At 51.8% G+C, this 13,258-nt stretch carries 12 protein-coding genes; 3 read left to right on the top strand and 9 right to left on the bottom strand.

Features of this window, described 5'->3' with window-relative positions:
- Both AC5OW4_RS11760 and AC5OW4_RS11755 read left to right on the top strand, forming a co-directional pair.
- Nucleotides 1-956, top strand: a 956-nt coding sequence (locus tag AC5OW4_RS11760; protein ID WP_493676997.1) for a sensor histidine kinase, incomplete at its 5' end; no start/stop codon positions are given.
- Nucleotides 934-1,707: a response regulator transcription factor gene (locus AC5OW4_RS11755; protein WP_072682859.1), complete on the top strand. Its 774-nt coding sequence runs from the start codon at nt 934-936 to the stop codon at nt 1,705-1,707. The genes AC5OW4_RS11760 and AC5OW4_RS11755, both read left to right, overlap by 23 nt.
- Before the next feature lie 233 nt (nt 1,708-1,940).
- Here AC5OW4_RS11755 and AC5OW4_RS11750 read toward each other — a convergent pair whose 3' ends face one another.
- From AC5OW4_RS11750 to AC5OW4_RS11720, 7 genes are all read right to left on the bottom strand, one after another.
- Nucleotides 1,941-2,177 (bottom strand): hypothetical protein, encoded by a 237-nt coding sequence (locus tag AC5OW4_RS11750; protein WP_139248513.1) that lies wholly within the window; start codon nt 2,175-2,177, stop codon nt 1,941-1,943.
- Between the two features lie 208 nt (nt 2,178-2,385).
- A complete protein-coding gene (locus AC5OW4_RS11745) occupies nt 2,386-3,798 on the bottom strand; it encodes an ATP-binding protein (protein ID WP_072682861.1) in 1,413 nt (470 codons plus the stop codon).
- Between the two features lie 1,110 nt (nt 3,799-4,908).
- Nucleotides 4,909-5,739, bottom strand: coding sequence for a rhamnulose-1-phosphate aldolase (gene rhaD, locus AC5OW4_RS11740; RefSeq protein WP_072682863.1), 831 nt, complete (start codon nt 5,737-5,739; stop codon nt 4,909-4,911).
- The gene (locus tag AC5OW4_RS11735) at nt 5,736-7,004 is read right to left on the bottom strand and encodes an L-rhamnose isomerase (RefSeq protein ID WP_072682864.1); all 1,269 of its coding nucleotides are present in this window, start codon (nt 7,002-7,004) and stop codon (nt 5,736-5,738) included. Before AC5OW4_RS11735 ends, rhaD begins: the two co-directional genes overlap by 4 nt.
- A gap of 79 nt (nt 7,005-7,083) precedes the next feature.
- Nucleotides 7,084-7,398 carry an L-rhamnose mutarotase gene (rhaM, locus tag AC5OW4_RS11730; RefSeq protein ID WP_072682865.1) on the bottom strand — a complete coding sequence of 105 codons (315 nt, stop codon included), beginning with the start codon at nt 7,396-7,398 and terminating at the stop codon, nt 7,084-7,086.
- A gap of 96 nt (nt 7,399-7,494) precedes the next feature.
- Nucleotides 7,495-8,355 carry a nucleoside phosphorylase gene (locus tag AC5OW4_RS11725; RefSeq protein ID WP_072682866.1) on the bottom strand — a complete coding sequence of 287 codons (861 nt, stop codon included), beginning with the start codon at nt 8,353-8,355 and terminating at the stop codon, nt 7,495-7,497.
- The gene (locus tag AC5OW4_RS11720; protein ID WP_195547888.1) at nt 8,342-9,472 is read right to left on the bottom strand and encodes an alkaline phosphatase family protein; all 1,131 of its coding nucleotides are present in this window, start codon (nt 9,470-9,472) and stop codon (nt 8,342-8,344) included. Before AC5OW4_RS11720 ends, AC5OW4_RS11725 begins: the two co-directional genes overlap by 14 nt.
- A 226-nt stretch (nt 9,473-9,698) precedes the next feature.
- Between AC5OW4_RS11720 and AC5OW4_RS11715 the strand changes: the two genes are divergently transcribed.
- On the top strand, nt 9,699-11,060 hold the full coding sequence (locus AC5OW4_RS11715; protein WP_072682867.1) for an alanine/glycine:cation symporter family protein: 1,362 nt from the start codon (nt 9,699-9,701) through the stop codon (nt 11,058-11,060).
- Between the two features lie 207 nt (nt 11,061-11,267).
- Here the strand turns inward: AC5OW4_RS11715 and AC5OW4_RS11710 are convergent, their stop codons facing one another.
- Together AC5OW4_RS11710 and AC5OW4_RS11705 are read right to left on the bottom strand one after the other, a co-directional pair.
- On the bottom strand, nt 11,268-11,855 hold the full coding sequence (locus tag AC5OW4_RS11710; protein ID WP_195547887.1) for a class D sortase: 588 nt from the start codon (nt 11,853-11,855) through the stop codon (nt 11,268-11,270).
- On the bottom strand, nt 11,852-13,258 hold a 1,407-nt coding region (locus tag AC5OW4_RS11705; protein WP_493676996.1), incomplete at its 5' end, for a SpaA isopeptide-forming pilin-related protein. The genes AC5OW4_RS11710 and AC5OW4_RS11705, both read right to left, overlap by 4 nt.

The raw sequence follows: 13,258 nt of genomic DNA, 5'->3' as shown, positions 1-13,258 counted from the left end.
GATCTTGTACGCAGGTGCCGCGTTCCGTCTTGATGCAGAACACCTATTCTTTATTGGGAACGCTGGCGATGGTATGGATCGTCTTGTTAGGCGTGACGATCTTCGCGGCGATCCTGCTTTCCCGCACGATCAGCCGGCCGCTGGCTCAGCTGTGCGCCACCATGGACCAGGCCGGAACCGGCGATCTGAGCATCCGGGCAGAAGAACGGGGCGGTGATGAAATCGCAACGCTGGCCCGTTCCTTCAACAAGCTGACGGCCCAGATCCAGCGGCTGATGAACCAGCTGATCGATCAGGAAAAAGCAAAACGGCGGGCCGAGCTGCGGATCTTGCAAGCTCAGATCAACCCGCACTTTCTCTACAACACGCTCGATATGCTGCACTGGATGGCTTACGATCACAACGACGAAGACATGCTTCAGCTGATCAGCACGTTATCCAGCTTTTACCGGATTTCCCTGAGCCGCGGCGACGAGTTCATCCCCCTGCCGCGCGAGCTGGATCACGTCCGGTATTATCTGGAAATACAGAAAATGCGGTTTGCGGATCAGTTTGATTTCACGATTGAAGCTTCGCCTGAAACGCAATCGTTGTTAATGCTGAAGCTGCTGCTGCAGCCGCTGGCGGAAAACGCGGTTGCGCATGGCATCAAACCGTGCCCGCATCCGTGTACGCTGTCGATTCAGGCGCGCCGCCGCGGTGCGGACGTGGAAATTAAGGTCAGCGACAACGGTGTGGGAATGGACTCCGAAACGCTCGGCCAGCTGCGCCGGGCGTTCGACACGGGAAAAAGCAGTCTGGGCTTCGGCCTGGTCAACGTCCACCAGCGGATTCGTTTAACCTATGGCAAGGACTACGGACTGACGCTGGACAGCGCGAGCGGACAGGGCACGGTGGTTACAGTGCGGATTCCGGCAATTGAGGAGGATCATGATGTGGAAAGTATTAATTTGTGACGATGAAGCGATGACCCGGCGGGGCTTGACCAGGATGATCGGCCACTGCCGAAAGGATATGGAAGTGGTGGGCGCCGCGGCCCAGGGAGAGGAAGCGTGTGCGATGATCGAACAGCTGCGGCCGTCGATCGTCTTCATGGATATCAACATGCCGTTAGTCAGCGGACTGGAAGTCATTGAGCGCTACCATGAGGATCCGCGGCTGCGGTTTGTGATCATCTCCGGCTACAGCGACTTTGAATACGCGCAGAAAGCGTGCCGCTACCATGTCGTCGATTACTTGTTGAAGCCGGTCACCGAGGAACAGCTCAGCGCCGTGCTGGATCGCTGCGCGGCGATGCTCCAGCAGGAGATCACAACCTCCCGGATCGTGGTCCCGCAGCATCAGGACCGCCGGATGATCACACAGGTGCTGCAGGAAATTGATCGCCGGGCGACGGACAGCGAGTTTTCGCTCAATCAGCTCTCTGAACAATTTCACGTTTCCGCTTCCTATCTGTCGCGGATCATCAAAGAAGAAGTCAACTGTACGTTCAGCGAACTGATCAACGAAAAACGGCTGACGAAGGCGCGGACGATGCTGCTAAGTCCAGAGCCGTATCTGATGTGGGAAATCGCCGAACAGTGCGGCTTCACGTCGCAGCATTATTTCTGCCGGGTATTCAAAAACCGCTTCGGTCTCAGTCCCCAGCAATGCCGCCAGATGATGAAGGAAGAAAAACAAATATCAGAGGATTCCAATTATGAATGATCTTGAAAAAGCGCGTATTTTCTCCGTGCATCACAAAGCACAGTGACTTCAGGATCAGCGCTGCGGATGTTTCTGTTGTCTTGCCATTTTTGATCCCCGGGAAATTATGATTACAGGTATAGATGATCTTGTCGATCAGATCCGAAACGAAACCTGAATCTTCTAAATCCTTTCTTATCCTGCGCCCCTCTTGTTATTTTCTCACGCGTTGCTTCACTTGACCGTCTGCCTTTTTACACATTACACAAGGACATGATAAAAGCGCGATTGCTCGCGCTACTTATCATGTTTTTTAGTTGTATGTATTCTTCTTTATCCAGTTGATTTTGCAGCGCTTTAAGCTCAAAGCGATATTCATCCGAGCAGCCATCCAAACCGTGCATACTTTCTTTATATTTCTCAAACAATTTCTCCACTTCTGTTTTATACCACAAAAACAGTTTACTGATTTCTTCTTCAAAATTCCGCATTATTCTTTCACCCTGTTTTTTCAAAAAAATCCTTTGAAAAATAATAACCATTCTTATGCGATTCTTACTTGGTTTCGGGTAGGCATAGAATGTCCATACAAAGAAAAAGGCTGGATAAAGCGTTAAATGAAGCTTTATCCTACCTTGCCTTTTTATCTTTACCCAAATTCGATTAAGAACCTTTTAGATAGCGCTCTGCATTTTTATATTACTTAGTTTTTGTTGCTGCGATATATTTTTGATTTCTACTGTTCGGTTTATCTGGAATAGTCATTAGCAATTTTCCCTGTGCCATAAGCGGATGCAAATAGCTGGAAGAAAAATAACGGACATCCTTATATCCACAATGCAAAGCAATTTCTTTACGGCTATGCGGCTCTTTACAGTACATCATTATCTTTTCTTCTGTGCTAACTCGTTGGTTATCTTGTGGGGTGACTTGTTGGTTATCTTGTGGGGTTGCCAACAAGTTGTAATTCACATTTTTCAAAACCACCCGAAAGTCAGTTGGCGTAGAGTAGAACTCTGGCTTCAGCTGTTCAGAATATCCTGGGAGCTTTGCTGTTTCATTCAATATCTTTTTCAATCCGCTGCCACGGCGTTCCATGAATTTCATGCGGTGGAACAGGTCGGCGATGATTGGGTTGCGGCGCACCGAACCGATAGCATTAATGTCATATTCCTGAATTGGTTTTCCTTCAAACATTCCACCCGGCGATTGAATTTCCAGACGGTCAGCATACATATCAATGTGTATTTCACTGCCAAGGATGATGTAGTCCCGGTGGATCAGGGCGTTTACCAAGGCTTCAGTCACTGCCCTGTCTGCATAGTCAGGCTTATCTACCCGGTAGTGTGCTTCCTTTGCAAATCGTACTTTGGAGTTATTGCGGACGAAATCGCCGCCATTTTGCAGTAGATAAATCAGGTTGCCCTCAAACTCTTTATCATCCAACGCATCATCATAGATGGAACCTTTTTCAAGTCCATTCCAATGAGTGCAGAACACTCTGGAATTGTACACGATATGCTGGTCGGCAAGCAGTTTTCCCGCATTTGTCAAAAAACCGTTCTTATCTGCCAAACCAAAGGAAATGTAATCAGATGGCTCAAAGTGAAGCCCTGTCCGTTCCAGATAGGTGGCTTCCAAAAGTGTAAAGCTGTAATCTGATTTTTTCGCATCGGTAGCCAGCGCATCAAAGGAACGATTTGTGCCTTTCAAAATCAACTCATTTACCACATAATCCGGGGCAGCAATGCTTTCGTTTCCTACACGAATATAAGCTTCCATAATGCCGTCTGCTTTGTAATAGTAAGGCGTAGAACGACCGGCAGCTACAGTAAGCTCCAGAATGTTTTTGCCATCTTCCTGCATCGGTGTAAGTACAAATTGCGGCAGCGGAGTGATGCGCTCTTTAATCAGGCGGCTAATGGTTTCGGCATCGGTCTGAACATTCTCAAGACCATAAATGCTTCGGTCATCGGCAACACCAAAGAACAGCGTACCGCCGATGCTATTTGCAAATGCACTGACGCTTTTTAGCCAGCTTTTTGGTTTCTTCATTTCCAACGCAACCTTGAAATCACATTCAGTTGCTTCAGCAATATGTTTCTCTATCATAAAAGCCTCCTTTACACGGGGCGATTGGACAATGAGTAGTAAGCGATATTATATCCAATTTTTCAGGATATTTCAATTTAGGAAGGTTTTGAGTTTCGGTGTTTCTCTATTTTTTCAGACGTAATTTAAAGCTCGCTTTGTATCCAGTCACTAAATTTATTGCTTCTGCCAAAGATTTTCACTTTTAAGTATAAGAAAACCATCCTTTGTCAAAGTAAAAATTTCATATTCTTATTTTTACTTATAACTTCAACGTTAGCTGCTCGAAATCTTTGTGATAATCTATGAATTGAAATTTCTTTATCCCCGTATGTACATAACTCAATATACTCTTTTTCCCTTTATTGATTTGGTAGAACCAGAAATAGGCATTACTTTTTATGGAACGGCTTCTTTCTATGATTTTGATTATCAATAATTTCTTATCTATTTTTTCAGCCAATAATCCGATATATCCTATCTAACCATCAGCATCGTATTCAGATTATTTAATGCTTTTCATGTCCTGACTCTCACTCCTTCAAATCCATACTGTTGTTTCTTGAATTTGAAATTCTCCTCAATTTGCCAGCAGCTCATGTAGTCTCTCACAATTTAGATAACATCGTCTTTGCCTTTTACCCTTTTATTTGTAAGCAACATCATTGGCTTTTCTTCGCTTATCCCCTAGACGATGATTAAGGTTAAACATTAGCCGGAGTGGCTGGGCAATTCTACTCGAGTAGCAGAGATATAGATTTTTCTGTTCAGCTCTCGGAAGAACATATTCATTCTTATCTTTCTTTTTCTGCTTTTTGCGATTTGCCCTATATTCTTAACTTTTTTGAATAGAAGGCTTCTGTTTTCCTTTAATCGAACAATGAAATCAGCGCTGCTTTTTTGGAAAGGAAAAAATAATTATAGTATACACAGGCATCATATCTTCTGTCTTCAGCAAACGTGCATTATCCAGAAATGGTAGTCTACTGCTTCAATATTTTTAACCCCTTCATCATTTTCAGAAAGAAAGCCGGCGCTTGTTGCAGGGTAGATATGACTGTAAAAAAATAGCGACTGTTTCTTTTTTATTTTTGACCAAAATTCTAATACTTCGGTTTTTTTATCTTTCAGTCAGTCGTTTCGATGCAGCGCCTGAGGGTTCAGCGTGACGTGAAAATCCTCGGCCAGCGCAATGAAATCCTCCGTTGTGATCGTCTGCCGCTTATGCGGAGTCACGGAAAGCACCTTGATCAAAATCTCGGCAGACTTCTCAATCGTGTGCATCAAGCCAAACGTTTCATCAAAATCTGTTCCTGAACAGAACAATCCATGATGCGCCCAGACGACGGCGTTCACCTGTTCCATCTGCACACTCGTCACCTCGGCGATCGCCCGGCCGCCCGGCACCATCCATTTCACCACGCCGACCCCCTCTGGAAACACGACCGGACATTCCGTCGCCATTTCCCACAGCTCCCGCGTAAAGACCGCAGGTTCCAAAGGCAGGATAAACGTCAGGGCGATCAGGTTGGCTGGATGGGCATGATAGATCACACGGTGCTTCCCCTGCGTGACGCGTTTTTTCACCTCATGATTCATAAGATGCGTCGGCAGCTCGCTGGTCGGTCTTCCGCCTTCGGTCAAGCCCCAGACAATCCGGTACTGCGTGCCGTCGGCGCTGATCTCGATGATCGCCAGATTGGCGGCCGGATTCAGCTCGACGTTGCGCATATATTTGCCGCTTCCCGTCACGGCGAAGAACTCGCCGGCCAACCCCGGCACCTTGGCCGTGATCGGCTGCCAGGGCTGGCCAAAATCCAGCTGATTGTGAATCGTCTCAAGCTCGGTCTGCGGGATGCGGTACGACAGATTGCCGCCGTTGCGCTCGTGCCATCCTTGCCGGAAGCCGTCGCCGCACATCCGAATCATTCCCTGCATCCAGGGTGTTTCCAAACATTTCATCCTTGTTCCTCTTCCTCCCGTTTTGCCAGAACACGACGTTCATAGTCCTGTACGACTCTCAGCCATTCCTGCTCGCCCGGTACGCCCTGACGTTGACAGAAAGTCTCCCAAACCGCCCCCAGCGGCGCCATTTTCAGCTGTTCCTGCAGCGCCATCAGTTCGGTGAAACGGCGCTGTCTTTGCAGCTCAGCCAGCGTTGCCTGCGGCGTTAACAGGGCGTTGAGCAGCGCTTTGCGGACACTGCGCACGCCGATTGCCCACGCCGCGATCCGGTTGATGCTGGCGTCAAAATAATCGGTTGCGATGCGGATCCGGCGAACGTCATTGCGGATGATTTCCTGAGCAATCTGCCGCGTTTCATCGTCGTACAGCACGACGTGATCGCTGTCCCAGCGCACCGGCCGGCTGATGTGCAGCGCCAGCTCATCACTGAACAACAACATCGACGAAATTTTATCGCTGATCATTTCCGTCGGATGGTAATGCCCTGAATCCAACAGACAAAGCAGCTGATTCTGTGCGGCATAATTCATGTAAAATTCGTGCGAGCCGACGGTGTAGCTTTCGATCCCGATGCCGAATACCTTCGATTCCACGGCGATCTTCACCTTCGAGCGGTCATAATCCAACGTCAGAATCTGATCGAGCGAAGCTTTTAATCGGGCGCGCGGAGAAGTCCGGTCAGCTGGAATATCCTTTAATCCGTCGGGAATCCAGATGTTGACCAGACTTGTGTCTTCCAGTTGATCCGCGGAAGCTTCAGCGATTTTGATGCAGGTTTGACAATGGCGGATCCAGAACTGCCGGATTGCTTCATCTTCGCTGGAAAGGGTCGCAGCCTCCGCCAGCGGATGTCCAAACAGCGTCGGATTGAAGTCCAGCCCCAGTCCGTTTTCCTTTGCGAAAGCGATCCACGGCTGGAAATGCTCCGGCTTCAGCTGATCGCGGTCTACCTTTTGTCCTGGCTCAAACACGGCATAGCTGGCATGCAGATTCAGCCGGTGCTTTCCAGGGAGCAAGTGCAGCGCCGTTTCAATATCCTGCTTCAGCTGCGTGAAATTCCGCGCGCGGCCGGGATAATTGCCGGTCGCCTGAATGCCGCCGGAGACCGCCCCGGCCCCGTCGAAGCCGATCACGTCGTCGCCTTGCCAACAATGAATCGAGATGGGAATTCCGGCGAGCGTGTTCAGCGCCGCTTCCACGTCAACTCCCAGAAGCGCATAATCCGCAGCGGCCAGCCGGAATTTTTCTGATGAAACCGTCATGTTTTTTCCCTCCTTATGAAGAATATCGAGATCTGCCATCAGGACGTTGCGTCATGATCTGATCCTCTCCTTATTCCTGTTATTTCAAATAGAACACCGGGATTAAGTCCACGCTGACCGGGCTGTTGTCCGGGTTGGTTTCCATCAGCTCCGCCATCGAATCCCACCACTTCTGGCAGATTTCCGTTTGCTCCGAAGCCGCCCAGCGCTCCTCGTCCTCAATCTCTAACACCGCGAACAACGTCAGCGTTTTGGGATCGAGAAAGATCGAATATTCATGCCCGCCGTAGTCGTGGATCATCTGCTTCATCTGCGGCCACAGCTGATCATGCCGCCGTTTGTATTCTGCTTCCTTGCCGGGGTACAACTTCATTTTAAACGCTTTGCGAATCATTTTGACTGCCCCTTTCCGCGCCTCTTTCTCCGCTTTCTTTTCCAGTTTCAGTATAGCAGAAATCAAGCGGGAAAAGTAAAAAGCTTCGCTGTTTTTTCAGGAAAAGCAGCGAAGCGATAAGAAGCACAGTATTGACAGGACAGGAATTTCCGTTAATTCCTCAGTCCAGCATTCTTCAGCCAACCGCATGCCGGCTTGAATGACCTGATTGATGTAGCGTTTTCTGACCTCGGCGAAGTTCACGCTGCCCCAGCGCCAGCCGGCGTTGGTCTCAGGCAGCGGATGACCGTCCGACGCCAACAACATCGCCGCAGCCGGGATGCCGTAAACCGCGCAGACCTGAAGCAGGGCGGCGGTTTCCATGTCGACCCCGACGCAGCCCAGCGCACGCCAGGCCGCTTCCTTGTTCATCGTCTGACGATAGACTGCGTCGGTGGTCACGGTATCCAGAGACTTGACCGGCAGCGTCTTCGCCATCGCCTGATTCAGAAAAGCGCGCAGCGCAGGATCGGCCTCCGCCCATTCACAGTTTTCAGCATAATGTCTGGACGTGCCTTCCTCACTGTAAATCCGCGCCGGAATCAGAACGTCCCCCACCTGCGCCCGGGGATCGAAAACACCGCACAAGCCGGCGACGATCACCTTCTTTACGCCCAGCGCCAGCACAGTTTCCAGCGTATCAACCGCCGCAGGCGCGCCATAGCCGCCTTTCGTAAAGCAAACATGCGGAGCATCCCGCAATCTCAGACACGGCGGATTATCCAGAAAACAGGGCAGATGTTCGCTGATCACCTCACAGGGGTAATCCTGACGCAGCTGATCGAGCGCCCGCCCCATTTCAAACAACACGCACACCTCCGGCAGAACTGGCGGCGCTGAGGTACCGTGACTGCTTTTCACATGCCGCTGGGCCGTGATCACCGCTTCGCTGCGGTCTTCCGGATCAAACCAACGCATCTGGATCCTCCGATTCCCGCGCGGCCAGAATCACCGGAATCATCATTTCCTCCACACCCAGTCCCGCGTGCTGACCCTTAAACGGCGGCTTCCCGTTTTCCCACAGACCAAGGCAGCTGGAACCGATCGCAACCGCGAAAACATCGCCGAGGAATTCCCGCGTCCGCGGATGGATCGGACCCGGACCGAACAGTCCTTCGTCCAGCCAGGTTTGCGAGGGTTTCAATACGAACCGGTCGCCATATTTCCGTTCAAACTTTTCCCTGAACTCCGCCAGCCGTCCATCCTTCACAAAGAACGCTGTGCCGCGCGGCTCCACCGTCGGGCCAAAGCGCAGACAGTCCAGCAGCTCAGGATCCTCTTTCAGATTGATGTTGTCGACGTCGACCTGTCCATGATCAGCGATGATGATCAGGCCCGTCCGCGGATCCAGCTCGCTGGCCAACCTGCGGCAGCGCGCGTCGATCTGCTTCAATTCCTCCGTACACGCCGGATCCGAGGGACCTTTCACATGCATCAGGGAATCGAAATGATCCCAATAGGCATAGATGAACTGCGCGTCCTGAGCCTGGCTGTGCGCGGCGATTTGATCGCACAATTCATCGAAGCTATGCGCCCCGCCTTCGCGGAAAGCGGGATACAGCTCCAGCGCCGTTTTCCCCTGCCGGATCAGCTCTTCCTTCTGATTCAGAAACGGGATATGCGTATACGAGTAATCAGGATAGCTTCGCTCTCCGTAATAGCTGCGGTTCATGAACAGAATCAAGGAATCATCCAGTTCCTTAAAATATTGATGCCAGCCGATCCAGCCGTTTTCCGCCGGGGATTTCCCGCTGAGCACGCTGGTCGTCGCGGCCGAGGTGGTTGAAGGATAGACCGTCGTCACTTCCTTGAGCTGATGCGTCCGCAGAAAGCTGTCCTTTTCCAGTTTGGCTTCCAACAGCCGGGAGCCCATCCCGTCGATCAACAGCACGACGATCTGATTCCACTGATGGTCAGCCAGCCAGGCGCTCACCTGCGGATCCGCCGGGTGATGGACGCTCAATCCAAGCTGCTGCCGCCAGGCGTTGATCACGCTCAAGATTCCTTTGCGGTAATCAGGTTTTATCAATTCCATAGACTTAAACCTCCTTTTTTCTCAAATGCAAGCCGCCGTTTTGCGCTTGGCGAACAGAACTTAAAAACTCTGCCGCCGCAATCTCAACCGGCTTCTCTGATCTTCATTTTACTCAATCCCAAGGGAAAGAACAAAGGTTTTGCGATGAAAATTATCTGTTCCCGATAACTTTTACTTTTCGATTCCCCTGCGCCGAGGTAAAATAGATCGGTGAGGGATTAGAATTATGGAATTATTAAATGAGATTTTCAGTCAGTTCAACGCGGTACTATGGGGGCCGCCGTTGATTCTTCTGCTTTTGGGCACGCATCTGTGGATGACCGTCCGCACCCGCGGCGTGCAGCGCTGGGTCTTCAAGGGAATCAAATTATCGGTCACGCCGGATAAAACCGAGGGGGATATCAGTCCATTCGCGGCGCTGACGACAGCGCTGGCGTCCACGATCGGCACCGGCAACATCATCGGCGTGGCGACCGCAATCGTTTCCGGCGGGCCGGGCGCAGTGCTGTGGACATGGCTGACCGGGTTGTTCGGCATCGCCACCAAGTATGCGGAAAGTCTGATCGCCGTCAAATACCGCCGCAAAACGGAAGACGGCACCTATCTGGGCGGCGCGATGGTCGTGCTGGAAAAAATCGGCCATCCCAAGCTGGGCGTGGCGTTCGCGCTGTTAACCGGGCTGGCGGCGTTTGGCATCGGCTGCAGCGTACAGTCCAATGCGATTGCCGACGCGCTGGTTACCAATTTTCATTTCAACGCTTCGCTGGTCGGTCTGGTGCTGGCGGCCGTGACGTTCTTAGTCATCTTCGGCGGCGTCAAGTCGATCGCCAACGTGTGCGAGAAGCTGGTTCCGTTCATGTCGTTATTTTATACGCTGGGCTGCTTCTACATTCTGTATTATAACAGGGCGTATCTGCTTCCGGCGATCGAGCTGATTCTGCAGGCGGCATTTACGCCCCGGGCGATGGCCGGCGGGTTTATCGGCAGCACGATCATGACGGCCTGCCGGTATGGCTGCGCACGCGGTTTGTTCTCCAATGAATCCGGGATGGGGTCGGCGCCGATCGTCGCCGCCGCAGCCCAGTCGCGCAATCCGGTCCGTCAGGCATTGATCTCCTCGACCGGCACGTTCTGGGACACTGTCGTCGTCTGCCTGATCACCGGCCTGGTGCTCGTTTCCAGCATCCTCGCCAACCCGGCGATCTCCACGATCGGCCTGGAGGGCGGCGAACTGACGACGCTGTGCTTCGCGCAGATTCCCGTCATCGGCACGCCGCTGTTGATCTTCGGCATCCTGACGTTCGCCTACTCGACGATTCTGGGATGGAGTTATTATGGCGAACGGTGCATGGAGTATTTGTTCGGCAAGAAGATCCTGAAGCCGTACCGTGTTTTGTGGATCGTCGTGCTGTATCTGGGCTGCACGATGAAGCTTGATCTGGTGTGGACGATCGCGGACACACTGAATGGCCTGATGGCGATTCCGAATCTGATCGCGGTGCTGCTTCTGACCCAGGTCATCGTCAAAGATACGCGGTATTATCTGGATGAAGGCCATTTGGACGAAACCGATCCGGATATGGAATGATCTGAACAAGACACAATTAAACCAGACCCCATGAAGAACGAAACGTTATAATCCTGCAGGATTGCGGCGTTTCGTTTTTTTTCAGGTTTCTGCCGCGGGTTCGGAATAATACAAAAGCTCTTTTTCCTCAGGCATAAGAAAAAGAGCTTTTTGTGTCAATCATTTCATTATTAAGTATCGTTAATGAAGGAGGATCGCTTTCGCAATTTATGAGTCTGTCGTTTTCAGCCGGGCCTGGACAACGAAGCGATGCGTCGGTTCGATCGCCGAGCTGCAGGTGATGAGCGTCAGCTGACCCGTCCCATCGCTCAGCAGCACAGAATTGTCCTGCGGCGTTACGGTCAGGGTTTGATAGACCTCATAAACCACCGAACTGCTGCCTTGTTGAAGGATGATTTCAGCGCCGATTGCGATTGAAGGCAGATCGTGAAAGAAACCACCCACGACATTGCGGTGACCGGCGATTACGCAGTTGCCCGGACCGCCCGGTTCCCCGGTATTTTCCATGTGACCCAGACTTATCCTCAGTGTTTGCGCCGCGGTGCCTTCGCACACCGCTTCCTCCAGATCCAGCGACGGAATCCGCAGCAGCGCCGGGCCGTCCGCGAACGAGAATCGGGCATCGTCATCCATGAATTCTGTTGTCTGCGCTTCTTCGTGAATCCCCTGAGTCCTGCGGGTCTGCGCAATCAGCGCTTCCCGTTGCTTCAGTTCCAGAATCCGGCTGCCTACCGTCGTGGAAACCAGAAGAATCCCGGCGCCCAACAGGATCAGTCCGAAAATTTTCGTTTTCATCCGTGGCGGCGCTTTTTCAATGTCAGCGCCAATCCCGCGGCAATCAGAATGAAGCCGCCGGCCAGTGCCAGCACAAACTCCCGATCTCCGGTATAAGGCAGAACAGCTGCCGGGGCCGAAGACGCCGGCGTTTCAGATTCTGGTTGTTCTGGAGCTGGCGGGGCCGGATGTTTCTGATTGATCACAGCGTGAATTTCCAAACCGCTTTCCTGACCTCTCAGCGCACTGGCAACACCGTCGGCGTCGACCGTAACCTCAAACAATTCGTCCGTTTTCTCATACCCCTGCGGAGCGCTCAGCTCTGCGATCACATAGGTCTGGCCTAGTTCCAGATCCGTGAAATGAACCTGGCCGTGATCGTCGCTGGCAGCCTGGGAAAGCTGCGTCGTTTCATCAAAGCTGCCGCTTTCCGTTTTATAAATCGCAAAGAGCGCGCCGGAGACCGGCTTGCCATACTGATCTTGTTTCAGGAAGACAACCTCCCCACGCAGCCGTGCATCGCTGACCTTCAAAAGCTGAATCGTCCCCGCTTTCGCGGTGATTGTCACTGGATATTCCGTAGTATCGAGCACAAATCCCTGCGGTGCGTTCAATTCCTTCACTACATATTCGTTCTCGCCCGCCTTTGTTTTCAGCGCGGTAAACAGCGCTTTGCCCTCGCTGTTGGTGACGGCCTTCTGCATCAGGTAGGTTTCGCCCGCGGCATTTTTTGCGTACAGACCATATTCGGCCCCCGTGACCGGGGTATTGTCATCCGCTGCGGTTTTCGTCAGCTCCAGACTGGCGCGTCCGGGGATCCGCATCGCCGAACCGGCGGAATACTTCGACTGGAACTGGATTGCATCGCTGTTGGCCAAACCGCTGCTCTGATCTCCCATCCCGGCCAGGTTGGACAGCGCAAACTCACCTTTGGCGGCGACGTTGACAAAGGCCGAATAGTGCAGCACATAGGAACCGTTGAGATCCAGCGCGGCAGGCAGCGTAAACACCGCCTGATTGCCATTGACCTGAACGGCTGTTCCTTCAATCGTATCCGTTTCCTTGAAATCGCCGTTGGCTTGAATTTCAGCTTGCTTTAAAACAACGCTGTCGGGATCCAGAAGTAATTCCTCACTCATTGTATCGGTGATGACAAGACCGTCCGGGCAGACCGTGCTGAGATCTGCCCCGGCCTGGTTGATTTTGATCGTATAGTCGACGGTGTATTGATCGCTGTGAACGACGCTCGATTTGTCAAATGCCGTATTGGCGATCTCAAGCTTGGTCCCGTGGCTGACTGGCTCGCCTTCCTGCTTTTCCAGAACAGCGGTGTTCGTCAGCTTTAACAAAGCGTTCGCGTCGCTGGATGTATTGGATTGATCAAACCGGAACCCCTCGGGCAGATTCGTCGCATTCACGAAACA

It is taken from the genome of Holdemania sp. (assembly GCF_986127675.1).
This window is presented reverse-complemented; position numbering and strand designations above follow the sequence as displayed.